Source organism: Camelimonas sp. FR25 (assembly GCF_059740505.1).
The window spans coordinates 119,797-145,705 of the sequence record NZ_JCAWFG010000103.1 but is presented as its reverse complement, the minus strand read 5'-3'; the positions used below and the strand labels follow the sequence as shown (position 1 = coordinate 145,705).

At 66.6% G+C, this 25,909-nt stretch carries 19 protein-coding genes; 10 read left to right on the top strand and 9 right to left on the bottom strand.

Going from position 1 to position 25,909, the window contains the following annotated elements:
* Positions 1-205: 205 nt before the first annotated feature.
* Both AC6A67_RS15590 and AC6A67_RS15585 read right to left on the bottom strand, forming a co-directional pair.
* Entirely contained in the window at positions 206-913 is a 708-nt protein-coding gene (locus tag AC6A67_RS15590; RefSeq protein ID WP_498037474.1) for a class I SAM-dependent methyltransferase, read from the bottom strand.
* 134 nt (positions 914-1,047) lie between these two features.
* A complete protein-coding gene (locus AC6A67_RS15585; protein WP_498037473.1) occupies positions 1,048-2,367 on the bottom strand; it encodes a nicotinate phosphoribosyltransferase in 1,320 nt (439 codons plus the stop codon).
* 762 nt (positions 2,368-3,129) lie between these two features.
* Here AC6A67_RS15585 and AC6A67_RS15580 point away from each other — a divergent pair.
* The 3 genes from AC6A67_RS15580 to AC6A67_RS15570 all read left to right on the top strand — a co-directional run bounded on the left by AC6A67_RS15580 (position 3,130) and on the right by AC6A67_RS15570 (position 8,289).
* Complete coding sequence (locus AC6A67_RS15580) at positions 3,130-4,362, top strand: argininosuccinate synthase (protein ID WP_498037472.1); 1,233 nt, start codon at positions 3,130-3,132, stop codon at positions 4,360-4,362.
* A 480-nt stretch (positions 4,363-4,842) separates the two neighbouring features.
* Positions 4,843-6,660 (top strand): translational GTPase TypA, encoded by a 1,818-nt coding sequence (typA, locus tag AC6A67_RS15575; RefSeq protein WP_498037471.1) that lies wholly within the window; start codon positions 4,843-4,845, stop codon positions 6,658-6,660.
* 390 nt (positions 6,661-7,050) lie between these two features.
* Complete coding sequence (locus AC6A67_RS15570; RefSeq protein WP_498037470.1) at positions 7,051-8,289, top strand: ABC transporter substrate-binding protein; 1,239 nt, start codon at positions 7,051-7,053, stop codon at positions 8,287-8,289.
* 288 nt (positions 8,290-8,577) lie between these two features.
* Here AC6A67_RS15570 and cysK read toward each other — a convergent pair whose 3' ends face one another.
* The 6 genes from cysK to ubiE form a co-directional block, all read right to left on the bottom strand.
* Positions 8,578-9,558, bottom strand: a complete 981-nt coding sequence (cysK, locus tag AC6A67_RS15565; RefSeq protein WP_498037469.1) for a cysteine synthase A — start codon at positions 9,556-9,558, stop codon at positions 8,578-8,580.
* 317 nt (positions 9,559-9,875) lie between these two features.
* Positions 9,876-10,328: an RrF2 family transcriptional regulator gene (locus AC6A67_RS15560; RefSeq protein WP_498037468.1), complete on the bottom strand. Its 453-nt coding sequence runs from the start codon at positions 10,326-10,328 to the stop codon at positions 9,876-9,878.
* Positions 10,329-10,899: 571 nt separating this feature from the next.
* Positions 10,900-11,349, bottom strand: coding sequence for a dUTP diphosphatase (gene dut / locus AC6A67_RS15555; protein WP_498037467.1), 450 nt, complete (start codon positions 11,347-11,349; stop codon positions 10,900-10,902).
* The gene (locus AC6A67_RS15550) at positions 11,346-12,680 is read right to left on the bottom strand and encodes a phosphopantothenoylcysteine decarboxylase domain-containing protein (protein ID WP_498037466.1); all 1,335 of its coding nucleotides are present in this window, start codon (positions 12,678-12,680) and stop codon (positions 11,346-11,348) included. Before AC6A67_RS15550 ends, dut begins: the two co-directional genes overlap by 4 nt.
* 370 nt (positions 12,681-13,050) lie before the next feature.
* Positions 13,051-14,673, bottom strand: coding sequence for a 2-polyprenylphenol 6-hydroxylase (gene ubiB, locus AC6A67_RS15545; protein ID WP_498037465.1), 1,623 nt, complete (start codon positions 14,671-14,673; stop codon positions 13,051-13,053).
* Between the two features lie 4 nt (positions 14,674-14,677).
* A complete protein-coding gene (gene ubiE / locus AC6A67_RS15540) occupies positions 14,678-15,472 on the bottom strand; it encodes a bifunctional demethylmenaquinone methyltransferase/2-methoxy-6-polyprenyl-1,4-benzoquinol methylase UbiE (protein ID WP_498037464.1) in 795 nt (264 codons plus the stop codon).
* Positions 15,473-15,705: 233 nt separating this feature from the next.
* On the opposite strand from ubiE, the gene mutM reads away from it, so the two are divergent.
* The 5 genes from mutM (at position 15,706) to dnaA (ending at position 21,589) form a co-directional block, all read left to right on the top strand.
* Positions 15,706-16,587, top strand: coding sequence for a bifunctional DNA-formamidopyrimidine glycosylase/DNA-(apurinic or apyrimidinic site) lyase (gene mutM, locus AC6A67_RS15535; RefSeq protein WP_498037463.1), 882 nt, complete (start codon positions 15,706-15,708; stop codon positions 16,585-16,587).
* Between the two features lie 311 nt (positions 16,588-16,898).
* Positions 16,899-17,672, top strand: a complete 774-nt coding sequence (locus AC6A67_RS15530) for an enoyl-CoA hydratase (RefSeq protein ID WP_498037462.1) — start codon at positions 16,899-16,901, stop codon at positions 17,670-17,672.
* Between the two features lie 390 nt (positions 17,673-18,062).
* Complete coding sequence (locus tag AC6A67_RS15525; protein WP_498037574.1) at positions 18,063-18,884, top strand: TSUP family transporter; 822 nt, start codon at positions 18,063-18,065, stop codon at positions 18,882-18,884.
* Between the two features lie 127 nt (positions 18,885-19,011).
* Positions 19,012-19,278 (top strand): 30S ribosomal protein S20, encoded by a 267-nt coding sequence (rpsT, locus tag AC6A67_RS15520; RefSeq protein WP_498037461.1) that lies wholly within the window; start codon positions 19,012-19,014, stop codon positions 19,276-19,278.
* An 826-nt stretch (positions 19,279-20,104) separates the two neighbouring features.
* Positions 20,105-21,589, top strand: coding sequence for a chromosomal replication initiator protein DnaA (gene dnaA / locus AC6A67_RS15515; protein ID WP_498037573.1), 1,485 nt, complete (start codon positions 20,105-20,107; stop codon positions 21,587-21,589).
* 282 nt (positions 21,590-21,871) lie between these two features.
* Here the strand turns inward: dnaA and AC6A67_RS15510 are convergent, their stop codons facing one another.
* Positions 21,872-23,044, bottom strand: coding sequence for a M20 aminoacylase family protein (locus AC6A67_RS15510; RefSeq protein ID WP_498037460.1), 1,173 nt, complete (start codon positions 23,042-23,044; stop codon positions 21,872-21,874).
* A 344-nt stretch (positions 23,045-23,388) separates the two neighbouring features.
* Between AC6A67_RS15510 and dnaN the strand changes: the two genes are divergently transcribed.
* Both dnaN and AC6A67_RS15500 read left to right on the top strand, forming a co-directional pair.
* Complete coding sequence (gene dnaN, locus AC6A67_RS15505) at positions 23,389-24,507, top strand: DNA polymerase III subunit beta (RefSeq protein ID WP_498037459.1); 1,119 nt, start codon at positions 23,389-23,391, stop codon at positions 24,505-24,507.
* A gap of 131 nt (positions 24,508-24,638) precedes the next feature.
* Positions 24,639-25,847 (top strand): DNA replication/repair protein RecF, encoded by a 1,209-nt coding sequence (locus AC6A67_RS15500; RefSeq protein WP_498037458.1) that lies wholly within the window; start codon positions 24,639-24,641, stop codon positions 25,845-25,847.
* Positions 25,848-25,909 lie beyond the last annotated feature (62 nt).

Below are 25,909 nucleotides of genomic sequence, written 5' to 3'. Positions count from 1 at the left end.
ATGCGGGCCGCGCCGTGGGCGCCGCAGCCGCTTCATGGGATTTTGCGCCTGGCTGTAGCAGGTTTTGCGCCGCTGAGCGAGACGGCGCATGCGCCGCGCCGGATCAGGGCGGCGACGCCTTGCAGGTACGCCGGATTGCCAGATAGCCCGGAATGCGCCCGCAGTCAGCGCAACCGGCGGATGCGCGGGCAATGGCGCCGCCAGTTCAGCCAGTCTGGTCCTTGCGCCATTCCATCAGCACCAGCCAGGGAGCGCGACGGTAACGCGCGGCCAGCTGCTGGTCGGGCCAGTCTGGGGCCGGGGCAGGCTCGTCGAACAGGGTCAGACGCAGGCCCTGGGCAAGGAACGCCTGCATGTAGCGCGACAGCGGCCGGTGGAAATTGCGCACGCGAATGCCCTTCCACGCCACCCACTCGGCCCGGCTCTCCAAATAATGATCCATCTCGAAGCGAGACGGCTGGCCGGGCTCGTCGCGCCAGCCGCCCGCCGTATTGAAGCTGGTGAGATTGGCGACGAGGATGGCGCCGCCAGGCCGCAGCACCCGGGCCATTTCGGCGACCGCCGCCTCCAGCCCTTCAATGTCGATGAGGGAGAGATAGCTGACCACGAGGTCGAAGCTGGCGTCGGCAAAGTCGAGGCGCTCGGCCCTGCCGATGCGATAGTCGCCCGCCGGGTCACGCGCCCGCGCCACGCCGATCAACTCAGCCGTGGGATCAACGCCGATACTGGCGACGCCTTCCGCCTGCATCATCCGGCAGAACCGCCCCTCGCCGCAGCCGACATCCAGCGCCCGGCCATAGCCGCCTGCCCGCACCCTAGAGAGCATCGGGCCATCGAGCACGCCGTGGCGTGAAAAGTCCTGATCGAGCGAGGCGATCCAGGCCGCCGCCGATGTATCCCAACCCTCGCTCACAACAGTTCCTTACGCCCCCGCACAGCCCGCTTATACCAGGATGCGAAGATGCTGACGCATCCGCATCCTGAAATGCTCAAGCGCCGCACGGGCTTAGCCAGAACCCGATCTATCACGCTCATCGGGTTCTGGTATTAAGCCACCTCGTCGACGGTGGGCGCGGCGTGGGCTCCCGGCGCCTCATAAGCGAACACCCGCATGTAGTCGGCGATCGCCTCTGGCGTGCCCGTCGCCTTGGCCAGATTGTCGGAGAGCTTCACGGCGGGGCGGCCATTGGCGCTGGACACCTTGCACACCAGCGAGGCCGGGCGCAGGTCGACGTCGGACGCCGTGGCGCAGCCCTCAAAATCATTGGTGAGGTTGGTGCCCCAGCCGAAGCTCATGCGAACCCGGCCATGGAAATGGCGATAGGTCTTCTCGATGGAGGAGACGTCGAGGGCGTCAGAGAACACCAGCAGCTTCTCGCGCGGATCGCGGCCCTTCAGACGCCACCAGGCGATGATCTCCTCGCCGCCTTCGATCGGCGGCTTGGAATCCGGGCGGAACCCGGTCCAGTCCGCCACCCAGTCCGGGGCGTGCTTGAGGAAGGTGGTGGAGCCGAAGGCGTCAGGCAGCACGACGAGCAGATTGCCGCCATAATATTTCTTCCAGGATTCGAGCACGCGATAAGGCGACAGCAGCCGCTCCTCATCGCTGTCGGCCAGCGCCGCCATCACCATCGGCAGCTCATGGGCGTTGGTGCCGATGGCTTCGAGGTCGGTCTCCATGGCGTGCAACACGTTGGAGGTGCCGAGCAGCGACTTGCCGAGGCCTTCCTTCAGCGCCTCAACGCACCAGCGCTGCCACAGAAAGCCGTGGCGACGGCGGGTGCCGAAATCGGAAATGCGCAGATCTGGCAGCTGGCGCAGCCGCTCCACCTTGTCCCACAGCCGCGATTTGGCCCGGGCGTAGAGCACGTCGAGATCAAATCGCCCCATCTTGCGCATGGCGGCGCGCGAGCGCAGCTCATTGACGATGGCCAGCGCCGGGATCTCCCACATGGAGGTGTGGGTCCAGGGGCCGGTGAAATTCAGCACAAACTGGCCATCCTCGCGGCGCAGCTCATATTCCGGCAGCTGGAACTCCGCCAGCCAGGCCAGAAAATCCGGCTCAAAGATCTGCTTGCGGCCATAGAAGGTGTTGCCGGCCAGCCAGATCATCTCCTTTTTGGAGAAGCGCAGGGTGCGGGCGTGATCGAGCTGGTCGCGCAGCTCCTGCTCGTCGATCTGGTCGGCGAGGCGGATATCCTTCGAGCGGTTGATCAGGGTGAAATCGGCGCGCACGTCGCGGCGCAGCCCCCAGATCATCTGCAGCATCAGCAGCTTGTAGAAGTCGGTGTCGAGCAGGCCGCGGACAATCGGGTCCAGCTTCCAGCTGTGGTCATAGACCCGACGGGCGATATCAATATGCGCCATGTGGGCCCTCCGCCCCTGTGCTGCCTGCGCCTGCGCTCCGGCGATGCCGCCGCAGGGCCGCGCCCTCTGTGCTGCAAAATCAGGCTCCCTGTCGACTTGTCAAGCGGATGGGCCCTGGGAGGACGGCATGGGCGCGGGCGGGTTTGCGCGCGTTGTGAGGTTTTCTGGGCGGCGGGGGCGTCGGCGCATCGCCTCTGCGGCTGGCGTGTGGCGCGGCCAGAAGACGTGGATCCCCGTGACGAGCACGGGGATGACGGCGGTGGTGGGAGCCGCGGCGTCCGGGCATGGCCGGGGGCGCCGGTGACGCCAGATGCGGCGCGGCAAGCGGAGCGTCAGGTGGAATGGCAAGGGGAGGATCAGTTGGAGGGGCAAGTGGAGGGGCGCCCGCGGCTCCTTGAAGGCGCTCCCGACACCCCAGACCAACTGCCGTCATGCCCGTGCTCGTCACGGGCATCCACGTCTTTCTGGCGGGAAGGCGGCCTGAGAGGCGGCAAGGGACACAACAAGCGGCGCAACAAGGGACGCAACAGGCGACCCAACAAGCGGCGCGAGCGCCAGCCAGCAGGCGCGCGGCGGGGCGCGACGCTTGACCTTCTGGTCCGCGCGCGTATGCAAGGTTAAGAGAGGCGCGGGCGCCTGCCGTAGCGCAGGCCCGCGCCATCGCAATCCGGGCGCTTTCCGGCCAGGCGACGCCGCCTGAACGGAAAACGCCTTTTTGAAGCCGGCCCGGCCAATGCGGGCTGGCGTGACAGTGGAAAGATCATGACGGGAAAGCGCGTCAACAAGGTCGTCCTGGCCTATTCCGGGGGGCTCGACACCTCGATCATCCTGAAGTGGCTGCAGACGACCTATGGCTGCGAGGTCATCACCTTCACGGCTGACCTCGGCCAGGGCGAGGAGCTGGAGCCGGCGCGCGAAAAGGCGCTGCTGCTCGGCATCAAGCCCGAGAACATCTACATCGAAGACCTGCGCGAAGAGTTCGTGCGCGACTACGTCTTCCCGATGTTCCGCGCCAACGCCCAGTATGAGGGCGTCTATCTGCTCGGCACCTCGATCGCCCGCCCGTTGATCGCCAAGAAGCAGATCGAAATCGCCGAAAAGCTCGGCGCCGACGCCGTCTGCCATGGCGCCACCGGCAAGGGCAACGACCAGGTGCGCTTCGAGCTCGGCTATTATGCGCTGAAGCCCGACGTCACCGTCATCGCCCCCTGGCGCGAATGGGACCTGACCTCGCGCACCGCGCTGCTCGATTTCGCCGAGAAGCACCAGATCCCGATCGCCAAGGACAAGCGCGGCGAAGCGCCGTTCTCGGTCGACGCCAATCTGTTGCACTCCTCGTCCGAGGGCAAGGTCCTGGAAGACCCGAACGACGAGGTGCCGGATTACGTCTTCTCGCGCACCATTTCGCCGCTCGACGCTCCGGATACGCCGACCATCATCACCATCGCCTTTGAGAAGGGCGACGCGGTCGCCATCGATGGCGTGAAGATGAGCCCGGCCACCCTGCTGACCCATCTCAACAAGCTGGGCCATGACAATGGCATTGGCCGTCTCGACCTGGTCGAGAACCGCTTCGTCGGCATGAAGAGCCGCGGCATGTATGAGACCCCGGGCGGCACGATCCTGCTGGACGCGCACCGGGCCATTGAGTCGATCACCCTCGACCGCGGCGCTGCTCACCTCAAGGATGAGCTGATGCCGAAATACGCCGAGCTGATCTACAACGGCTTCTGGTTCTCGCCCGAGCGCGAGATGCTGCAGACGCTGATCGACAAGAGCCAGGAGTTCGTCACCGGCGACGTCCGCCTGATGCTGTACAAGGGCGGCGTCCACATCATTGGCCGCCAGAGCCCCTACTCGCTCTACGACCAGGAGCTGGTGACCTTCGAGGAAGGCGCCGTGGCCTACGACCACCGCGACGCCGCCGGCTTCATCAAGCTCAACGCCCTGCGCCTGCGCACCCTCGCCCAGCGCAAGCGGAAGCTCGGCCTCTGAGGCGGCGAACTCGCCTCTGCTACGATAGATTTGAGGGCCGCCCGCATCAGCCGGGCGGCCCTTTTTTCGTGACGGGCCGCAAGGCCAAATGCGCCTCATCCTGGCCATCCGGGCGGCCCATCGCCCCCTTGAGCGCGCCGATCACGACGTTTCGACCTCAAAATATCGCGCCCCGCGCCGACCGCTCGCCGCGCCCAATCCGGTCAGACGCCAGAAAAAATTGGGCCAAGACTGCGCCTGCGATCGCGCTGTCACATGCGCCACATCACTGTTTCATATGACAGGATTGTCCTCCGGGGGTTGCATCCTGCGTCGCGGGCTTGCATATGGGGGCATCAGCAAAAATGGCGCAGGTCCCGTCGGGACCGGGCGGTTGCCGTTGCATGGTCGTGTTCAGCCCTGATGAATCGGCCAGTCGAACTGTCATTTCCGGTTCGCTTCCAGCCGACACGCGCTGAAACACAGGCAGGCGCCTTTCATATGTCACTTCGCAATATCGCGATCATCGCCCACGTTGACCACGGCAAGACGACGCTGGTTGACAAGATGCTGCAGCAGTCCGGCTCGTTCCGTGAGAACCAGCGCGTCGCCGAGCGCGTCATGGACTCCGGCGACATCGAAAAAGAGCGCGGCATCACCATTCTGGCCAAGGCGACCTCGATCGTCTGGAAAGACACCCGCATCAACATCGTCGACACCCCCGGCCACGCCGACTTCGGCGGCGAGGTTGAGCGCATCCTGTCGATGGTTGACGGCGTGATCGTGCTGGTCGACGCCGCTGAAGGCCCTATGCCGCAGACCAAATTCGTGGTCGGCAAGGCGCTGAAAATCGGCCTGAAGCCCATCGTCGCCATCAACAAGATCGACCGCCCCGATGGCCGCGCCAATGAGGTGATCAACGAGGTGTTCGACCTGTTCGCGGCGCTCGACGCCAATGACGAACAGCTCGACTTCCCGATCATGTATGGTTCGGGCCGCGACGGCTGGATGGCCGACACGCCGGAAGGCCCGAAGGACCAGGGTCTTGAGCCGCTGCTCGACCTGGTGCTGAAGCACGTTCCGGAAGCCAAGGTTGAGCCCGGCGCTTTCCGCATGCTCGGCACGCTGCTTGAGGCGAACCCGTTCCTCGGCCGCATCATCACCGGTCGCATCGCCGCCGGCACGGTGAAGCCAAACCAGACCATCAAGGTCATCGACCGTCATGGCAATCTGGTCGAGAACGGTCGCGTCTCCAAGATTCTCGCCTTCCGCGGCATCGAGCGTCAGCCGATCGAAGTGGGTGAGGCAGGCGACATCGTCTCTATCGCCGGCCTGGTCAAGGGCTCGGTGGCCGACACCTTCTGCGACCCGTCGGTGACCGAGGCCATTCAGGCCCAGCCGATCGATCCGCCGACCGTGACCATGTCCTTCCTCGTCAATGACAGCCCGCTGGCTGGCACCGAAGGCGACAAGGTCACCAGCCGCATGATCCGCGACCGCCTGTACAAGGAGGCCGAGGGCAATGTGACGCTGAAGATCGAGGAATCTGCCGACAAGGACAGCTTCTTCGTCTCGGGCCGTGGCGAATTGCAGCTGTCGATCCTGATCGAGACCATGCGTCGCGAAGGCTTTGAGCTGGCCGTGTCGCGTCCGCGCGTGGTGTTCAAGCAGGACGAGAACGGCGACACGCTGGAGCCGATGGAAGAAGTCGTCATCGACGTCGATGAGGAATATTCCGGCACGGTCGTGCAGAAGATGTCGGAGCGCAAGGCCGACATGATCGAGATGAAGCCGTCGGGCGGCAATCGCCTGCGTCTGGTGTTCCATGCCCCGACCCGTGGCCTCATCGGCTACCAGTCCGAGCTGCTCACCGACACGCGCGGCACCGCGATCATGAACCGCCTGTTCCACGGCTATGAGCCGCACAAGGGCGAAATGGCCGGCCGTAACAACGGCGTGCTGATCGCCAACGAACAGGGCGAATCGGTGGCTTACGCGCTGTGGAACCTTGAAGATCGCGGCCCGATGATCATCGACGCCGGCGTCAAGGTGTACCAGGGCATGCTCGTCGGTATTCATAACCGCGACAACGACCTTGAAGTGAACGTGCTCAAGGGCAAGAAGCTCACCAACATCCGCACCACCTCGAAGGACGAGGCCGTCAAGCTGACGCCGCCGATCCGCATGACGCTGGAGCGCTCGCTGGCCTGGATTCAGGACGACGAGCTGATGGAAGTGACGCCAAAGTCGATCCGTCTGCGCAAGCGCTACCTCGATCCGAACGAGCGCAAGCGCATGAAGAACGCCAAGGAAGGCTGATCAGATCTGACCCTGAGGGGCCAACTGATCGACCAGACTGACGCCAGACCAGACGCCCGGCCCTGCGCCGGGCGTTTGTGTGTCCGCCGCCCTCCTCCGGCCAGCACGCCCGGCCGCATGGCGTACTGCGCCAATGGCCGCTGCGGTTGCTCGCTTTGCCGTGCATATGCAGGCAAGGCATGTCGCAACGCACACATTGCGCCAGCCATGCGCCAGCTGTTCGCCTGCTGGCCGGTCAGCGACCTGATATGTCAGCTAATTGACTGATTTTTCGGCCAGTTTCAGGCCATCGCCTCAGCCGGAAGGCGAATATATTTGTGATAACAATAATTCTATCGTCACCCTTGAGCTTGCGCGGCGATGACACGCGCGGGCACAGGAGGAAGACGCATGAGCAGAAAAAGCACGCCTGCGCTGGCCGCGCTCGCGCTCGTCGCCGCGCTCGCAGGACCCGCCTTCATCACTCCGGCAGCCGCCGAAAAGAAATATGACCAGGGCGCCTCGGACACCGAAATCAAGATCGGCCAGACCACGCCGCTCAGTGGTCCGGCGTCGGCCTATGGCGGCATTGGCCGCGTGCAGGCGGCCTATATCCGCATGCTCAACGAGAAGGGCGGCATCAACGGCCGCAAGATCAACTTCATCCAGTATGACGACGCCTATAACCCGCCGAAGGCGGTGGAGCAGGTGCGCCGCCTGGTGGAGAATGACGGCGTGCTCAGCACCTTCCAGATCATCGGCACGCCGTCCAACGCGGCGGTGCAGAAATATCTCAACGAGAAGAAAGTGCCGCAGCTTTTGGCCTCGACCGGCGCGACACGCTTCACCGACCCGAAGAACTTCCCCTGGACGCTGGCCTATAACCCCAATTACCAGTCGGAAGCGCATATTTACGCCAAATATATTCTGGCCAACCACCCCAACGCCAAGATCGGCATCCTCTATCAGAACGACGACCTCGGTAAGGATTACGTCAAGGGCCTGAAGGACGGGCTCGGCGACAAGGCCAAGACCATGATCGTCTCGGAGGCGTCCTACGAGCTCAGCGACCCGACCATTGACGCGCAGATGGTGAAGCTGCGGTCCTCTGGCGCTGATCTGTTCTACAATATGTCGACGCCGCGCTTCGCCGCCCAGGCCATCAAGAAGGCCGCCGAAATGGGCTGGAAGCCGGTGCACATCATGGACATCAACGCCACGCCAGTGAGCCAGACCCTGGTGCCGGCTGGCCTTGAGAACTCAAAGGACATCATCTCGGTCAATTACGGCAAGGACCCGCTGGATCCGCAATGGGCCGACGATCCGGGCATGAAGCGCTACAAGGCCTTCATGAAGCAATGGGCGCCGAATGAAGACGCTGACAGCGGCATCGCCACCTATGGCTATTCGACGGCGCAGTTCCTTGAGCAGATTCTGAAGCAGGCTGGCGACAATTTGACCCGCGCCAACGTCATCAAACAGGCGACCAACATCCAGAACTTCACGCCGGATCTTTCCCTCCCCGGCATGTCGACCACGACCAAGGATGATTACCGCATCAACAAGCAGTTCCAGATGATGCGCTTCGACGGCAAGCGCTGGGTGCTGTTCGGCCCCATCCTCGTCGACGATTTCGTGGCGAAGAACTGACGCTACGGCGCGGTGAGCCACGCTCATTGCGCGGCGGTCAGGCCCCTGCGGCTGTCCATGTCAGGATGCTGGCGCGCTAGCAGCCACCCATCTAGGCATGACTGGCGGCCTGATCGCCAGATAGCCTTCGCCGGTTCGTCGACGACTGGCTGATGACGCCGCTCAGCCCGCAGCAGCCCCAGCCGGCCGAGCTGCCGCCAGAGCAGGTCCAGAATGCAGGAACGCGCCGTCAGTGACGGCGCGTTCCTGGTTTTCAGCGCGGGCGCCGGTGGGGCGCCGGCAGGTCTCTCAGAGGCCTTCGAACAGCGGCGTCGACAGATAACGCTCGGCGAAGGACGGGATGATGATGACGATGTTCTTGCCGGCCGCCTCGGGGCGTGCGCCCAGCTCCAGCGCCGCGGCCACAGCTGCGCCGGACGAGATGCCGACGGGCACGCCCTCGACGCGGGCGAGCTGGCGGGCGGTGTCAAACGCGGTCTGGTTGCCGACGGTGATCACTTCGTCGATCACGGCGCGATCGAGAACGTCTGGCACGAAACCGGCGCCGATGCCCTGGATTTTGTGCGGGCCGGGCTGGCCGCCCGACAGCACCGGGCTATCCTCCGGCTCCACCGCAACGATCTTCACGCCCGGGTTGCGCTGCTTCAGCACCTGACCGACGCCGGTGATGGTGCCGCCGGTGCCGACGCCCGAGACGAAATAATCCACCTGGCCGTTGGTATCGTTCCAGATTTCTTCAGCAGTGGTGGCGCGGTGAATCGCCGGATTGGCCGGATTGGCGAACTGCTGCGGAATGATAGAGCCAGGGATCTGGCCGTGCAGTTCCTGGGCGCGGGCGATGGCGCCGCGCATGCCCTGGGCGCCAGGCGTCAGCTCAAGCTGGGCGCCGAGCAGCTGCAACATCTTGCGGCGCTCGATCGACATGGTCTCCGGCATCACCAGGATCAGGCGATAACCCCGGGCGGCGGCGACAAACGACAGGGCGATGCCGGTGTTGCCCGAGGTCGGCTCGATCAGCGTCGCGCCTGGGGCGATGCGGCCCTCGGCTTCCAGCGCATCGATCATGCTGACGCCGATACGGTCCTTGACGCTGGAGATCGGGTTGAAGAACTCGAGCTTGGCGAGGAGATTGGCCTTGACGCCTTTCTCGGCCGCCAGGCGGCTCAGCCGCACCAGCGGCGTATCGCCAATGGTCTGGGTGATTGAATCGTAGATACGGCCGCGACCGGGGGCTTTGCCGCCCGCGCTGCTGGATGCCTGATCAGCCATGATTTGCTCCTACGGTCACAAAGAGCGTGATCCGCCACGGATCGTGCTCCAGCATTTCCTGACCATCGCCCCTTCTGATCCATCAGCCAGGCTGACGGGGAAGGCGCGCTGGCGCCAGACGATTGGGCGAAGCCCGAGCCCGCTGCTGGCCGCTGCTGGCCGCAGCCTGCCGCCGCCAGATTAACGCGCCAGGCGGCGCAGCGCCCGGAGCCGCCAGAGTTTCGCGGCGCGCTTCGCGCCCGGCGCAATGGCGGCACCCTTCATTGTCGCCTGCAGTATAAAGCTGCGTGTCGCTGTGTAAATAAACAATCCACGGTTCAGATTGTGAAATCCATAGGCGCTGTGGAATCACCAAACACCCGCCGCGCCTCGGCCGAGCGGCACAAGTCCTCCACCGTGACACTGTCGAGCCGTGTCAGAAAGGCCTCGCCGGCGTCTTTCACCGCGGGCTCGATCACCTGCTCCACGAGCCGGCTCTCGGGCAGCGGCGGCAACCCATCATCCTCGCTCGCCGACATGACGGCGCGCACGATATGACCGGCGCTGATGCGGCGACGCTCGCGCGCCAGCTCGTAGCCGCCGCGCGGGCCGCGCACGCCCTTGAGAATACCGGCGCGCACCAGGGTCTGCAGCACGGTTTCCAGATGACGGGGCGGAAGCTTGTGACGGGCCGCCAGCAATTTGGCGGCCACCGGGAGCGGCCTGGCGTGTAACGCGACGTCAACCACCGCTGCGATGGCAAGTACGCTTCGTCGCGACAACAGCATCATGGCGCATTCTCCCTTGCGTTAGCCCAGGCCAGCCGCGCGCTGGCGCACAGGCGCTCTTCCAGACGTGTGCAGCGAAGCCGGGCGCAGCTTCGCGAGTGCAATACGTAAGCGGACCGCCGCCGGATCACTCTTCCTGCCAACGGATGGCGGGATGGCTGTCGGCGATCGTCCAGCCGCGCTACGCTGATGGCGTGGCCATCCCACGTGCGGCGGACCAGCCCATTGGTCGGCGCGTGAGGCCGTGACCGTGTCGCCAGGCGCCCGATCACTGCCATAAAGCTGCGCCAGGCGATCCCTGCCCTGTCAGACACAAGGTCAGATGGGGCTTTGCCTGGGCAGCACGCAACACCTCCGTCGCCGGGGTCATGCGTTTTAACAGCATGCTCCGTGCGAAGGAAGCTTTTCACTTCAGGAATCGTAAATTAGGCGCCCCCCATCCCCACCTCAACCGTGGCGGTGGGACGCAGCATGGCCGCACGCTTTGGCGGCGGCAACAGCCCGACGCAGGGCCGGGAGCCGCGATGCTCAGGCATGGACGGGGCGCTCGCGCCCCGCGCGGCAGCAGGTCGGCTCAGCCCACGCCGGTCGAGCCGAAGCCGCCGGCGCCGCGGGCGGTTGCATCCAGCTCGGTCACTTCGCTCAGGCGCCATTGCGGCGCCTGGGCCACCACTGCCTGGGCGATACGGTCACCGCGCCGGATGGTGAAGGAAGCATCGCCAAGATTGATCAGGCAGATCATCACCTCGCCGCGATAGTCGCTGTCGATGGTGCCAGGCGTGTTGAGCACGGTGACGCCATGCCTGACCGCAAGGCCCGAGCGTGGCCGCACCTGAATTTCCCAGCCTGTCGGCACGGCGACGCAGAAGCCAGTCGGCACAAGCGCCCGCGCGCCAGGCGCCAGCTCGATGTCGCCGTCGCAGGCGGCGCGCAGGTCAAAGCCCGCCGCGCCCGCGCTGGCATAGGCCGGAGCGGCCAGTCCCACGGCGTGAGCCAGCCGCAGCAGACGCACCTCACCCATCATGCCGCGCCCGGCCCGCCACGGGCCAGTGTGTCGGCGATGCGGGCGACAAGGCGACGCGCCACCTCGTCCTTGGTCATTGTCGGCCAATCCTCGACGCCATCAGCCGTCAGCAGATGAACAGTGTTGCGATCGCCGCCCATCACGCCGCTTTCCGGCGAAACGTCATTGGCGACGATCCAGTCGCAGCCCTTGCGCGCCAACTTGGCCTGGGCATGTTCCAGCACCTTCTCGGTCTCGGCGGCGAAGCCAACGACCAGGGTGGGGCGCCCCTTCTTCAGACGCGAGATGCTGGCGAGGATGTCGGGGTTCTCGACCAGGCCGAGGCTCGGCGGCGCGCCTGAGGCGGTCTTTTTGATCTTTTCGTCGGCGGCGCCGGCGACGCGCCAGTCGGCCACTGCCGCGGTGAACACGGCGGCGTCAGCTGGCAGCGCCACTTTCACCGCCTCAAGCAACTGACGGGCGCTCTCCACCTTGACCATATGCACGCCGGGCGGATCAGGCAGCGTCACCGGACCGCTGACCAGCGTCACATGCGCCCCGGCCTGGGCGGCGGCGAAGGCGATGGCATGCCCCTGGCGGCCTGAAGAGCGGTTGGCGATGTAGCGCACCGGATCAATTGGCTCATGGGTCGGGCCGGAGGTGACCAGGACGCGCAGACCGCTCAGCGGCCCCTGGGGCTGCAGCCGGCCCGGGCCAGGCGGCGGCTTGCCGGGGCCCTGACCCTGATAGATCACATTCTGATAGCCGACCTGGGCGGCGGAGGAGGCCTTCTGCCCCAGGGTCCCCCGGGCCAGCGCCGCCTCGATCGCCGCGACGATCTCCAGCGGCTCGGCCATGCGGCCAAGCCCGGATTCGCCACGTTCCGCCATCGTGCCGGAATTGGGACCGACGAACATGACGCCGTCAGCGGCCAAAATCTCGGCGTTGCGGCGCGTGGCCGGATGCGACCACATGCGCGGGTTCATGGCTGGCGCCATCAGCACTGGCTTGTCGGTGGCCAGTAGCACATTGGTGGCCAGATCATTGGCGAGGCCATTGGCGGCCCTGGCCATGAGATCCGCCGTCGCCGGGGCGACGACGATCAGGTCTGAATCCCGCGACAGCTTGATGTGGCCGATGTCGGCTTCGTCGGTCAGCGAAAACAGATCGGTGAAGACTTTTTCCTGGGAGAGGGCGGCGGCCGACAGCGGCGTGACGAATTCTTGCGCGCCTTTTGTCATCACGCAGCGCACGACCGCGCCCCGCTCCTTGAGCCGGCGAATGAGATCGAGCGCCTTGTAAGCGGCGACGCCGCCGCCAATGACCAGCAATATCCGGTGACCAGACAGCATGGACCTCTCCCCTCATTGCGCCGCCCGCACGGGGCGACCGTCGTGCGGCGCGCGGCGAAGCGCGGGGCCGCGTTATTCCTGTCCAGGCGACGGCCAGCGCCGCCGCCATGATCTGGCCGGTCTCGGGACGGCACCGCTCGAACTGGCCCCGTCCGGCTTGGCTCCACCCGGCCTGGCTCCACCCGGCCTGGCTCTGTGCGCCTTGGCCCGGTTTGACCCTGGCGACCTCAGGCCCGCCTTGCGCTTTTTGTCGTGACCAAGCGTCATGGCCGGCGCCTCATGACTGAAGCAAGCCACCGACCTTGGCAATATACGCCGTAGGGGGAATTCCGTCACATCCCGGAGAAAAACCCGCCGGGCCCGCCCCAGCTCACATCCGCCAGACCATCACCAGCAGCAGGACAGCGATCACCCACAGGGCGAGGCTGGTCATGCGCATGCCGCGCGCCTCGGCCCGGCCTATGCGGTCGGTGCTGTCCGGGCTGAGCGAGAAGCCGGATTCGGTGGCCCGCTCCAGCCGCGCCAGTACCCGCTCGCCGCGCTCCAGCGTGTCGGGCAATTGCCCCAGCCGGTGCATCAGCGCCTGGGCGCCGCGCCCAACCTCTTCGAGCCGGCCCACCGGCCCGAGATTGCGGGTGATCCAGTCGCGCACCACCGGGTCGGCGGTGGTCCACATGTCGAGATGCGGATCAAGACTGCGGGCGACGCCCTCCACCACCACCATGGTTTTTTGCAGCATCACCAGCTCGGGCCGGGTCTGCATCTCAAACAGCGCCGTGACCTCGAACAGCAGCGTCAGCAAGCGGCCCATGGAGATTTCGTCGGCGCGCCGGTTATGGATCGGCTCGCCGATGGCGCGGATGGCCTGGGCGAAGTCATCAATATTATGCGAGGCCGGTACATAGCCGGCTTCAAAGTGCACCTCGGCGACGCGACGGTAGTCGCGGGCGATGAAGCCGTAGAGGATCTCGGCGAGGAAGCGCCGCTCCTTGTGCCCCAGCCGGCCCATGATGCCGAAATCCACCGCCACCAGCCGCTCCTTGCGGTCGATGAACAGATTGCCAGGGTGCATGTCGGCGTGAAAAAAGCCGTCGCGCAAGGCGTGGCGCAGGAATGACTGGATGATATTGGCGGCGAGCAGCTTGCGGTCGTAGCCGGCGGCGTCGACCGCCGCCAGATCGGTCAGCTTGACGCCGTCGATCCACTCATTGGTCATCACATCGCGTTCGGTGAATCCCCATTCGACGCGCGGCGTGCGGAAGCCCGGATCGTCCGCGGTATTGGCGGCCATCTCCGACAGCGCCGCCGCCTCCAGCCGCAGATCCATCTCGATGGCCACCGAACGGGCCAAAGTGTCGACCACCTCCACAGGCCGCAGCCGGCGCATCGAGGGCAGCAGCTTCTCGGTGGCGCGGGCGGCGAAGCGCATGGCCCCAAGGTCACGCTGGAAGCGCGCCCGCACGCCAGGGCGCAGCACCTTGACCGCCACCAGGTCAGCGTCGGGGCCAGCCGTGTCGGCCTCGCCGGCCTTGCGCCGGGCGCCAGGCGCCAGCCGCGCCATATGCACCTGGGCGATGGAGGCGGCGCCGACCGGTTCGCTGAATTCGATGAAAATCTCGTTGAAGGGCCGCCCGAGCGACTGCTCGATAATGGCGCGCGCCTGGGCGGTGGGAAATGGCGGCATGCGATCCTGCAGCCGCTCCAGCTCGCGGGCGATCCTGACCCCGACCACGTCGGGGCGGGTGGCCATAAACTGGCCGAGCTTGACCCAATTGGGGCCCAGCCGGGTCAGCGCCGCCGCCAGCCGGCCTTCGCCCGCCGCCGCGCCCTGAGCGGCGCCAGCCCCCCGGCGCTCGACCAGCCGCGCGAGGCGCAGGCCCAGCCGCGCCGGCGGCGGCAGCATGGCCGGATCGACAAGCGCCAGCGCGCCCTCGCGCGCAAACACGAAGCCAACGCCAACCAGTCGTGCGCCGTAAATCAGGGTGCTGATCACAGGCTCAGATCTTCCATCCCGAGTGCAGGGCCACAATGCCGCCGGTCATCGGTCGCGCCTTCACCCGCGTGAAGCCAGCGTCCATGATCATGGCCGAGAACAGCGCGGCGTTGGGGAATTTGCGGATCGATTCCACCAGATAACGGTAAGGCTCGGCGTCGCCGGTCACCATGCGGCCCATGGCCGGGATCAGATGGAACGAATAGGCGTCATAAATCTTGTCGAGCCCCGGCATGTCGACATTGGAGAATTCGAGGCACAGGAAGCGCCCGCCGCGACGCAATACGCGATAGGCCTCCGAGATCGCCTTCTCCAGCCGCGGCACGTTACGGATGCCGAACGCGATGGTGTAGGCATCGAACGAATTATCCGGGAACGGCAGGTCCTCGGCGTTGCCCTGGACGAATTCGATGCGGTCGCCGAACTCATCGCCGGCCCGCTCACGCCCCACCGCCAGCATCTCGCGGTTGATGTCGAGCACCGTGACCTGGGTGCTGTCGCCGCCGGCCCGCAAGGTGCGGAAGGCGACGTCGCCAGTGCCGCCCGCCACATCCAGCACCTTCAGCGCCCGGTTTGGCGAGGGATTGAGCGCCGCCACCATGTCGGCCTTCCAGGCCCGGTGCAGCCCGCCCGACATCAGGTCGTTCATCACGTCATAGCGTTTGGCGACCTTGTGGAAGACGTCGTCGACAAGCTCCTGCTTGCTGTCGAGGTCGACGGTGGAAAAGCCGAAATGCGTGCGCGCCTTGCCGGCCTCGCCAGCAGCGTCAGCGGTTCCGTCCTCAGTCCGGGCAGTCATGGGGCCATCCTTTCGCAGGCGGCAACATAGCGGATGATGCGACGGGCCGCCATGCAGGGATATGAACGCCAGCCGCCATGTGCGCAACCGCAAGGCGCCTGGCGCCCAGCCCATCCAGCGCGCCCGCCCCTGCCCGCCGCATTCCGGCCTACCGCAACGTCAGAGGCGCCGCCCTTGTGGCAATGCGACCAATATGGCGTAACGTGCCGCCCCGCGCCGCACCGGAGCCTCTCATGCCGGAACTACCCGAAGTCGAAACCGTCCGTCGTGGCCTTGAGCCCAGCCTCGTTGGCGCGACCATCGCCCAGGTCGAGCTGCGCCGGCCCAATCTGCGCTTTGCGTTTCCGGAAGGGTTCGCCGAGCGGCTGACGGGCCAGAACGTGCTGGCGCTGGGGCGACGGGCCAAATATCTGCTGGCGGATCTCACGTCTGGCGACACCCTTGTCATGCATCTGGGCATGACGGGCCGCTTCACCATTCACAGCCCGGATGGGGCGGGGCAGGCCCCGGGCGCGTTCTATTATGGCGCGGCCAACGCCGCCGCCCGTGGGAGCTCGCCGCATGATCATGTGCTGCTGCACCTCAGGAGCGGCGTCAGCATCGTCTATAATGACGCCCGGCGCTTTGGCTTCATGGAGCTGATCCCGCGCGCCGGCCTCGAAGCGCATCCGCTGTTCCGCAATATCGGCCTCGAACCACTGGGCAATGCGCTGGGCGGCGAGGCGCTGTTGCGGCTGTTCGCCGGCAAAGCAGCGCCCCTGAAGGCGGCGCTGCTCGACCAGCGGCTGATCGCCGGCCTCGGCAATATTTATGTGAGCGAGGCGCTGCACCGGGCGCATCTGTCGCCGTTCCGCAAGGCAGGCGCCGTCACCGCTGCCGAAGCAAGCTTGCTGGCCACGGCCATTCGCGACGTGCTCCACGAGGCGGTGGCGGCCGGCGGCTCCACCCTCGCCGATTTTCGCCATACCGATGGGGCGCTGGGATACTTCCAGCACGCGTTCCGGGTCTATGACCGCACCGGCGCCGCCTGCCCGACGCCGGGCTGCGGCGGAACCATTCGCCGCGATGTCCAGTCAGGCCGCTCGACCTTCTGGTGCGCTGCGTGCCAGAGCTGACGCGCGCAGTCCTGCTACATGGGATGAGCGCTGAGCTGAACGCGCGCCGGGACCCGTCGCCTGACGGCGTCGTGCAAGCGTCCAGAACTGCGTGCAGACGCTGACCCTTGGGCGCCTGCGCACGGCGGCGGCGCTGAAATCCCCATGGACTGGGGCCATGGCGCCAGGCTAGTCATGGCCGGATTATCCGCCAGGATTATCATGTGGCCGCCCGGCTTGCGCGATGCGCTACCTTGGCGCGGTCAGGGTTTTTCAGGCGTGGCGGAACAGCCCGTCGACGCAGACATCCGTTGAAGGCCAGGGGGTCGCATATGAGCTACGAAACCATCATCGCCGAAACGCGCGGCAAGGTCGGCGTCATCACGCTGAACCGTCCGAAGGCCCTGAACGCCCTGAACGCCCAGCTCATGAACGAGCTGAATCTGGCGCTCGACGGCTTCGAGGCCGACGCCAATATCGGCGCCATCCTGATCACCGGCTCCGAGCGCGCCTTCGCCGCCGGCGCCGATATCAAGGAGATGGAAGAGAAGACCTATCCGGCCACCTATCTGGAAGACTTCTTCATCACCGGCGACCGCATCGCCGCCCGCCGCAAGCCGATGATCGCCGCGGTGGCTGGCTTCGCCCTCGGCGGCGGCTGCGAGCTGGCGATGATTTGCGACATGATCATCGCCGCAGATAACGCCAAATTCGGCCAGCCCGAGATCAAGCTTGGCGTCATCCCCGGCATCGGCGGCACCCAGCGCCTCGCCCGCGCCGTCGGCAAGGCCAAGGCCATGGACCTGTGCCTCACCGGCCGCATGATGGACGCTGAGGAAGCCGAGCGCTCCGGCCTCGTCGCCCGCGTCGTGCCCGCCGACAAGCTGCTCGAGGAGGCCTTCAAGGCCGCCGAGACCATCGCCTCCTTCTCGCTGCCGTCGGTGATGCTGGCCAAGGAGACGGTGAACCGCGCTTTCGAGACCACCCTGTCGGAAGGCGTGCGCTTTGAGCGCCGCGTGTTCCACGCCCTGTTCGCCACCGCCGACCAGAAGGAAGGCATGTCCGCCTTCGTCGCCAAGCGTCCGCCGAACTTCACCAATTCGTGACCCGGGCCGGCGAAGGCCAGGCGCCGCGACGCAGCCAGTTACCTCACGGCGCGCCATTGGGGTTTGCGGGCTGGTCGGCCGTGACAGGCCCGCGCCCACCCTGACGCCCGCCGCCTGACGGCGCTGGCGAGACCCGCGACAACGGTATAACACCAACGCCCCGCCGGCCCACGGCGGGGCGTTTTGTCTGGCGCATCCCGCGCCGGACGCGCCCAGCGACGCTGGCGCGCCACGTCTCCGGCGTCATCCCCCACGACAGTTGCGACGACAATGGCGACGACAATGGCGACGACCACTGCGAGGACCACCGCCATGTTCGCAGGCGAATTCGCCGCCCCCCTCGCGCCCTTGCAGCAGTTGCTCAACACGCCGCTCGACTGGGGCGGCGCCATGACGGCGGGGGCCAGCCTGACCATCGGCGTGGTCGCCCTGCTCGCCGGGCTGGCTTTTCTTGCGGGCCTGATTGACGCCATCGCCGGCGGCGGCGGGCTGCTGGTGCTGCCGGCGCTGTTGCTGGCCGGCTTCCAGCCCGGCAGCGCCCTCGCCGTCAATAAATTGCAGGCGAGCTTCGGCTCGGGTTCGGCCACCTTCGCCTTCACCCGCGCCGGGCTGATTGACTGGCGCCAGACCGGGCCGATGTTCGCCATGGCGGCGTTGGGCTCTGTCGGCGGGGCGCTGCTGGTCAGCGTGCTGCCGACTGGCTTCCTCCGCGCCTTCATGCCGCCCATGCTGATCGCCATCGCGCTTTATATGGGCCTGTCGCGCAAACTCAGCGACGCCGACCGCGACCAGCGCATCACCCCGCTGCTGTTCACCCTGACGCTGGCGCCTGCCATCGGCTTTTATGACGGCGTATTCGGGCCGGGCACCGGATCACTGCTGATGCTGGCCTTTGTTGGCCTGCTTGGCCTTGGCGTCACCCGCGCCACGGGGCGGGCCAAGGCGCTGAACTTCGCCTCCAACGCCGCTGGCCTTGCGATTCTGGCCCTCACCCAGCCGATGGCGTGGCCGCTGGGCCTGCTGATGGGCCTGTGCGCCTGGACAGGCGCGCGCATCGGCGCGGGTTTCGCCATCCGCAAGGGCGCGGCGCTGATCCGTCCCCTGCTGGTTTTCGCCTGTTGCGCCATGGCGTTACGCCTGTTTATCGACGCAGAAGGGCCGTGGCGGGGGCTGGTGATGGAAATCTTCCAGATTCAGCCAGCCCCAGATTGACGCGGCGGACGTCCCAACCTATAAGCCAGCCAACAGGACGGCCCGGCGCCGTCCGCATCATTTTTCACTTCCCGAAGCGTCGTCCCGGCAAGCCGGAGACGACCCGGACAAACACAAGGACGGCGCGATGGCCAACACATCGTCGGCCAAAAAGGCGACCCGGAAGATCCTCGCTCGTACGGCTGTGAACAAGAGCCGCAAGAGCCGCATGCGCACTTTCCTGCGCAAGGTGGAAGAGGCGATCGCTGGCGGCGACCAGGCTGCTGCGGCGACTGCCCTGCGCAACGCCCAGCCGGAAATCATGCGCGCAGCCCAGAAGGGCGTGCTGCACAAGAACACCGCTTCGCGCAAGGTTTCGCGCCTGGCGAGCCGGGTCAAGGCGCTCAGCGCCTGATCAACCCGACGTGCATCAAGGAAGGCGCAGCGCTGGTCGCTGCGCCTTTTTTATTGTCCCGATGACAGTGGCGTCACGGCGCAGGCGCGGAATTTTGGCAGGTTTATGTCATTGACAGGGGGCGTCGGTTATTACAGCCGCATGACGCTGCTCGCCAAATGGAAGCGCGCAGACAAAAGCCATATATACCATATGGTTATGCTGCAAAGCACCTGAATCCAATCGAATCGGGCGCGCCCTGGGCGCCAGCGGCGCCCGCTTCGCATCGCAATCATATGAATGTCATGAATGCGCAACACCCCCGAAAAACGGCGGGAAAATCACGGACGTTCAAGGGGTTGTGGCGCAGGCCGCCGCGACGGCGGCGGCTGGCGGGCCTATCAGACGCGCGGCGGCGGCGAAAGTTGCCAACAAGCGAGTTGCGGCCCCCGGGGCGCCCATGTAAGGTCACTTCACTCGGGTCGCCCGAGTTCTCCTCAAGTTGTTTTACGTAAATTCGCAAGCACAGGCGGGAAGAAGATATAACATTTCTTCGTTTCCGCAGGCGCCGGCGCGCAACTGTTATCGACTGCGCCTGACCGGCCGCGTCTTTCGGCGATTTTACACTTTCGTTATCGGCGACTGCCTTGAAATGGCGGACGCTGACCGGGTCCGTGCTGACCCGGCGGACCCAGTTGACGTGGCGACAACCCTGTAGATGGGCTGACGCCGCGTGACCAATACGGAGTATGCAGGGATGCTAAAGGGTGAGATCAGCGTTGCCGGAAATGGTTCCAGCATCCGGGATCGCGCGTCTGCGGATCACGCCCTCGACACTCTGGACGACATGGCGGGCGACGACCGCGCCGCCGCCTGGGACAATGTCCGCCGTCGCCTGCGCGCCGAACTCGGCGAAGACGTGTTTTCGAGCTGGTTTGGCCGGCTGGAGCTCGACGCCATCTCTGGCGAGGTCGCGCGGCTGACGGTGCCGACCCGCTTCCTCAAGAGCTGGATCGAAGCCAATTACCTCGACCGCGTGCTCGGCATTTTCCGTGGCAGCTTTCCGGATATCACCCGCCTGATCATTGGCGTGCGTTCGGCGGGCGGCGCGGTGATCTCGCCACGTATGCCCGATGAGACGCCGCGCCAGGCCCAGCCGGCCCGCATCGCCACAGCTTCTGCGCCGGCGGCTGCGCCAGCCCGCGCCGCCCAGGCCCAGGCGTCGGCTCCTGCTGCGCCCACCGCCGCGCCAGCCGCCTCCCAGAGCCCGTCCGCCAGCGGCGATGCCGACATGGTCGGCAACGCCCTCGACGCCCGTCTGACCTTCGAGAATTTTGTCGTCGGCCGTTCTAACGCGCTGGCGCACGCCGCCGCCGAGCGTATCGCCGCCCATGATGGCGGCGCGCCGCTGTACAGCCCGTTTTTCCTGCACGCTGGCGTTGGCCTCGGCAAAACCCATTTGCTGCAGGCCGTCTCCCAGGAGATGGAGCGCCGTGGCCGCAAGGTGATCTATCTCACCGCCGACCGCTTTATGTATGGCTTCGTCAATGCGCTGAAATCGCAGACGGCGCTGGCCTTCAAGGAGCGGCTGCGGGCCATCGACCTCCTGGTGCTCGATGACGTGCAGTTCATCCAGGGCAAGTCGATCCAGCAGGAGTTCGGCCATACGGTCAACGCGCTGATCGACGCCGGTCGCCAGATCGTCGTCGCCGCCGACCGGCCGCCGAGCGAACTCGAGACCCTGGACGAGCGCGTGCGCTCCCGCCTCGCCGGCGGCCTCGTGGTCGAGATGGGCCCGCTCGACGACGCCCTGCGCACCTCGATCCTGCAGGCGCGCATCGCCGCCATGCAGGTCAAGCACCCGGCCTTCGTGGTTGGGCCGGAGGTCGTGACTTATGTCGCCTCGGTGATCACCACCAACGGCCGCGACCTCGACGGCGCCGTGAACCGCCTGCTCGCCCACACCACGCTGTCGGGCGGCGAGATCACGGTGGAGACCGCCGAGAACGCCATTCGCGACCTGGTCCGCACCCGCGAGCCCAAGCGCGTCAAGATCGAGGACATCCAGAAGCTGGTGGCGACGCGCTATAATGTGTCGCGCGCCGACATCCTGTCCGAACGCCGCACCGCCGCCGTGGTCAAGCCGCGCCAGATCGCCATGTATCTGTCGAAACAGCTCACCCTGCGCTCGCTGCCGGAGATCGGCCGCAGGTTCGGCGGCCGCGACCACACCACCGTGCTGCACGCCGTGCGCAAGATCGACAAGGCCGTAGGCGAAGACCGGGCGCTGTCGGAAGAGGTCGAGCTGCTCAAGCGCATGCTGCTCGACTGACCAACGCCGGCAGCCATCGCCGCAATCGAAAAACCTCCGCCTGGCGCGGAGGTTTTTTTGTGGGCGCCGCGCCCTGGCCTGTCCCCTCCCCGTCATGCCCGTGCTTGTCACGGGCATCCACGCGTTTGACCCATCGTGCGCCGGCGACCGCAGCGATATGGTCAGCGTGGAAAGACGTGGATGCCCGTGACAAGCACGGGCATGACGCAGCTAAGGCGACAACCAAAGGCCGATGCGGAACGCCCCCCTCCCCGGCAAGGCCAAGTCAGACCGCCCAGCAGCTCAGGCGCTGGCGCGGCGTTCGGCGATGCCGGCGAGCAGGGCTGCGCCGATGGGCAGCATGTCCTCATCTAACAGGAACGCCGGATTGTGCAGCGGCGCGGTGTGCTTGCCGGTCAGCCATAAATAGGCGCCGGGCGTCTGCTGCAGCATGTCGGCGAAATCCTCGCTGCCCATTTTCGGCGTTTCATCGAGGCGCACGCTGTCGGCGCCGAACAGATCGCGCGCCGTGGCGGCGGCGGCGTCGCAATGGGCGTCAGAATTGACCAGCACGCTGAACACGTTGCGGATATCCACCCGCGCGCTCGCGCCATAGGCTGAGGCGACGCCGTCGGCCAGCGCCTCGATGCGGGCGCGGATTTTCCGCAGCACCCGGTCATCGAAGGCGCGCACCGTGCCAGCCAGCGTCGCCTTTTCCGGAATGACATTATAGGCGGAGCCAGCGTGAATCTGGGTGATCGACACCACCGCCGGCTGGTGCGGATCGAGGTTGCGGCTGACGATGGTCTGCATGGCCTGGGCGAGGGCCGTGGCGACCATCACCGGATCGACGCCGGCGTTCGGCATGGCCCCATGGGCGCCCTTGCCGGTGATCTCAATGTCGAAAAAGTCCGCTCCGGCCATGGCTGGCCCCTTGCAGACGCCGATCTGGCCGGTGACCCCGGCCGGGGCGTTGTGCAAGGCGTAAATCTCATCGCAGGGAAAGCGCGAGAACAGCCCGTCGGCCAGCATGGCCCGGGCGCCGCCGAGACCTTCTTCGGCTGGCTGGAAAATCAGGTGCACCACGCCGTCAAAATCCCGGCTGGCGGCGAGATAGCGCGCGGCGCCCAGCAGCATGGCGGTGTGGCCATCATGGCCGCAGCCATGGAAGCGGCCGGGATTTTGCGAGGCGAAGCTGAGGCCGGTCGCCTCATCCATCGGCAGCGCGTCCATATCAGCGCGCAGCCCGATGCGGCGGGCATTGCCGCCGTTGGCCGCCTGACGGCCGCGCACCACGCCGACCACCCCCGTCTTGCCGACGCCGCGATGCACCTCCACGCCCCATTGTTCGAGCAGCGTGGCGACATAATCAGCCGTGCGCGTCTCCTCAAAGCCCAGCTCCGGCCAGGCGTGGATGTCGCGTCGCCAGGCGATGATGTCGTCCTGAAACGCCTCGATGCTGTCGCGTACGCCCATGGCTTGCCTCCACACAGTGTCTGCGCGGCCGCGCCGACCGCCGCTCCCCTGCTCCGTCGCTGCGGACGCCATGATGACGCGGGCGCGGCGCGGCTGTCGAGGGCCCTGGTTTATTGGTGATGTCGCCGGGCATGGCTGGCGGGCGCCGCAACAGCAGACTGTAAGCGCCTCGGGATAACTGCCTGGATAAGCGCGCGCCGCTGGCGGGACTTGCTTCCGCCGCCGGGACCTTGCATTGTCTGCAGCCCTGCCGCCATGCTGACCCCCAGGTCGAGCGCGTGTGGCGCGCAGGCGCGCCAGGCTCCCTGGCGTTTCAGTTTCCTACAACGTCAACGGGTCCGGCCATGAAAGTCACTGTCGAGAGAACTGCTCTGCTCCGGGCGCTCGGCCATGTCCATCGCGTTGTCGAACGGCGCAACACCATTCCGATCCTGTCAAACCTGCTGCTGCGCGCGGCTGACGGGGCGCTGAACCTGAAGGCCACCGACCTTGATCTGGAGGTGACCGAAAGCGTCGCCGCCGAGATCGGCGGCGCCGGCGCCACGACGGTTCCGGCCTATGTGCTGTACGACATCGTGCGCAAGCTGCCAGATGGCTCGCAGGTGTCGCTCGACAGCGCCGGCGATGGGACCCAGATGGTGATCCGCGCCGGTCGCTCGCGCTTTACGCTGCAGGCCCTGCCCGAGAGCGACTTCCCGGATATCGCCGCCGGCGAGCTGCCCTACCGCTTCGCAGCGCCCGCCGCCGACATCAAGCGGCTGATCGACAAGACCCAGTTCGCGATCTCCACCGAGGAGACGCGCTATTATCTCAACGGCATCTTCCTGCACGCAGCGGCCGGCGACGGCGAAACCGTGCTGCGCGCGGTCGCCACTGATGGCCATCGGCTGGCCCGTGTCGACGTTGCGGCGCCAGCGGGCTGCGAAGGCATGCCGGGGGTGATCGTGCCGCGCAAGGCGGTGGCCGAGATTCAGAAGCTGCTCGATGGCGTCGACGGCGAAGCCACCATCGAGCTGTCGCCGAGCAAGATCCGCCTCAGCGTCGGCTCGGTGGTGTTGACCTCCAAGCTGATCGACGGCGCCTTCCCGGATTACCAGCGCGTCATCCCCGCAGGGAATGACAAGGTGATGGTGGTCGAACTGGGCGAGTTCACCCCGGCGGTCGACCGCGTCTCGACCATCTCCTCCGAGCGTGGCCGCGCCGTGAAGCTGTCGTTGCAGGAAGGCAAGCTGACCCTGTCGGTGACCAATCCGGATTCGGGTTCGGCCATGGAAGAGATCAGCGTCGATTATGAGGGCGACCAGCTCGACGTTGGCTTCAACGCCCGCTATCTGCTCGACATCGCCGCCCAGCTCGATGGCGACACCGCCTTCTTCAAGCTGGCCGACGCCGGCTCGCCCACCATCATCCAGGATCGCGAGGGCGCGCCGGCGCTTTACGTCCTGATGCCGATGCGGGTCTGATCGCTGACGTCTGCAAATTCTGGCGCGGCCACGTCCGCCGCCCCCGCCGAACAAGCGCCGCGCCCCGTTGCGCGGCGTTATGCTGACTGGCCGCGGCCCGCCGCCAGCCGTCCAAGGCCGTGGAACCGCCGATGCCCATGACCCCGCGCATCCAGCGCCTGATGTTGCGCGATTTTCGCAGCTACCAGTCGCTCGACCTGCGGGTCGACGCGCAACTGATCGCGCTGGTCGGCGACAATGGCGCCGGCAAGACCAATGTGCTGGAAGCAATCTCGCTGTTCACCCCCGGACGTGGCCTGCGCCGGGCCGAACTGCGCGACATGCGCCGCTTCAGGCCGGGGCAGGACCAGGCGGCGGTCGACATCTCCGGCTCAGCCGCTGCAAGTGGCCCGGGCGCTGGCGACAGCATGGCCGACGCCTTCGCCGTCTCGCTGACCCTTGACGACGCCAGCTCCGGCGCCCGCCTCGGCGTGGCGCTGGAGAACCGCGCCGGCGCGCTGATGCGCCGCAGCCGTATCGATGGCGAGACCGCCAGCTCCCCCGCCGCCTTCGCCGAATATCTGCGCATCGTCTGGCTGACGCCCGCCCTCGACGGCCTGTTTACCGGCTCGCCCGGCGACCGGCGCCGCTATCTCGACCGGCTGGTGCTGGCGGTCGACGCCAGCCATGGCGCCCGCGTCAACGCCTTCGAGCGCGCCCTGCGCTCCCGCAACAAATTGCTGGAACAGCCGCGGCCCGACAGCGCCTGGCTCGACGCGGTGGAGCGCGAGGTGGCTGAGCTCGGCGTGGCGGTGGCCTCGGCCCGCCGCGAGACCGCCGACCGGCTGGCGGCGCTGGCCGCCGCCCGTCAGGACGCGCCGTCGGCCTTTCCATGGGCGGCGCTGCGGCTCGACGGCGTGATCGAGGATATGGTCGCCACCGCGCCAGCACTGGATGTGGAGGATCATTTCCGCGCCCTGCTGCGCGATGGCCGGGCCAGGGACCGGGCGGCGGGCCGCACCCTCTCCGGCCCGCAGACCACCAATCTGGCGGTGCGCCACGGGCCGCGCGACATGCCAGCCGAACTGTGCTCCACCGGCGAGCAGAAGGCGCTGCTGATTGGCATGGCGCTGGCCCACGCCAGGCTGGTCACCGGCATGAGCGGCATGGCGCCGCTGGTGCTGCTCGACGAGATCGCCGCCCATCTCGACCCCGGCCGCCGCCAGGCGCTGTATCTCGAGCTGGCCGAGCTTGGGGCCCAGGTCTGGATGACCGGCGCTGACCCGGCGCTATTCGGCGAATTGCCTGACGGTTCGCAACGGCTGCTGGTGACGCCAGGCTCCTGTCAGCTGATGGCGTGAGGGCGCGGGCCTGCTGGCGCCGCCCTGCCTGCCCTGGCCCACCGGCTGACCAGTCAACTTTG

What these genes read in the sequence shown, in the direction of transcription:
- AC6A67_RS15585 (WP_498037473.1), bottom strand. Translation starts at nt 2,367, where the DNA reads ATGGCGCATATTGATATCGCCCGTCGGGTCTATGACCACAGCTGGAAG.
- AC6A67_RS15580 (WP_498037472.1), top strand. Translation starts at nt 3,130, where the DNA reads ATGACGGGAAAGCGCGTCAACAAGGTCGTCCTGGCCTATTCCGGGGGG.
- typA (WP_498037471.1), top strand. Translation starts at nt 4,843, where the DNA reads ATGTCACTTCGCAATATCGCGATCATCGCCCACGTTGACCACGGCAAG.
- AC6A67_RS15570 (WP_498037470.1), top strand. Translation starts at nt 7,051, where the DNA reads ATGAGCAGAAAAAGCACGCCTGCGCTGGCCGCGCTCGCGCTCGTCGCC.
- cysK (WP_498037469.1), bottom strand. Translation starts at nt 9,558, where the DNA reads ATGGCTGATCAGGCATCCAGCAGCGCGGGCGGCAAAGCCCCCGGTCGC.
- AC6A67_RS15560 (WP_498037468.1), bottom strand. Translation starts at nt 10,328, where the DNA reads ATGATGCTGTTGTCGCGACGAAGCGTACTTGCCATCGCAGCGGTGGTT.
- dut (WP_498037467.1), bottom strand. Translation starts at nt 11,349, where the DNA reads ATGATGGGTGAGGTGCGTCTGCTGCGGCTGGCTCACGCCGTGGGACTG.
- AC6A67_RS15550 (WP_498037466.1), bottom strand. Translation starts at nt 12,680, where the DNA reads ATGCTGTCTGGTCACCGGATATTGCTGGTCATTGGCGGCGGCGTCGCC.
- ubiE (WP_498037464.1), bottom strand. Translation starts at nt 15,472, where the DNA reads ATGACTGCCCGGACTGAGGACGGAACCGCTGACGCTGCTGGCGAGGCC.
- mutM (WP_498037463.1), top strand. Translation starts at nt 15,706, where the DNA reads ATGCCGGAACTACCCGAAGTCGAAACCGTCCGTCGTGGCCTTGAGCCC.
- AC6A67_RS15530 (WP_498037462.1), top strand. Translation starts at nt 16,899, where the DNA reads ATGAGCTACGAAACCATCATCGCCGAAACGCGCGGCAAGGTCGGCGTC.
- AC6A67_RS15525 (WP_498037574.1), top strand. Translation starts at nt 18,063, where the DNA reads ATGACGGCGGGGGCCAGCCTGACCATCGGCGTGGTCGCCCTGCTCGCC.
- rpsT (WP_498037461.1), top strand. Translation starts at nt 19,012, where the DNA reads ATGGCCAACACATCGTCGGCCAAAAAGGCGACCCGGAAGATCCTCGCT.
- dnaA (WP_498037573.1), top strand. Translation starts at nt 20,105, where the DNA reads ATGGCGGGCGACGACCGCGCCGCCGCCTGGGACAATGTCCGCCGTCGC.
- AC6A67_RS15510 (WP_498037460.1), bottom strand. Translation starts at nt 23,044, where the DNA reads ATGGGCGTACGCGACAGCATCGAGGCGTTTCAGGACGACATCATCGCC.
- dnaN (WP_498037459.1), top strand. Translation starts at nt 23,389, where the DNA reads ATGAAAGTCACTGTCGAGAGAACTGCTCTGCTCCGGGCGCTCGGCCAT.
- AC6A67_RS15500 (WP_498037458.1), top strand. Translation starts at nt 24,639, where the DNA reads ATGCCCATGACCCCGCGCATCCAGCGCCTGATGTTGCGCGATTTTCGC.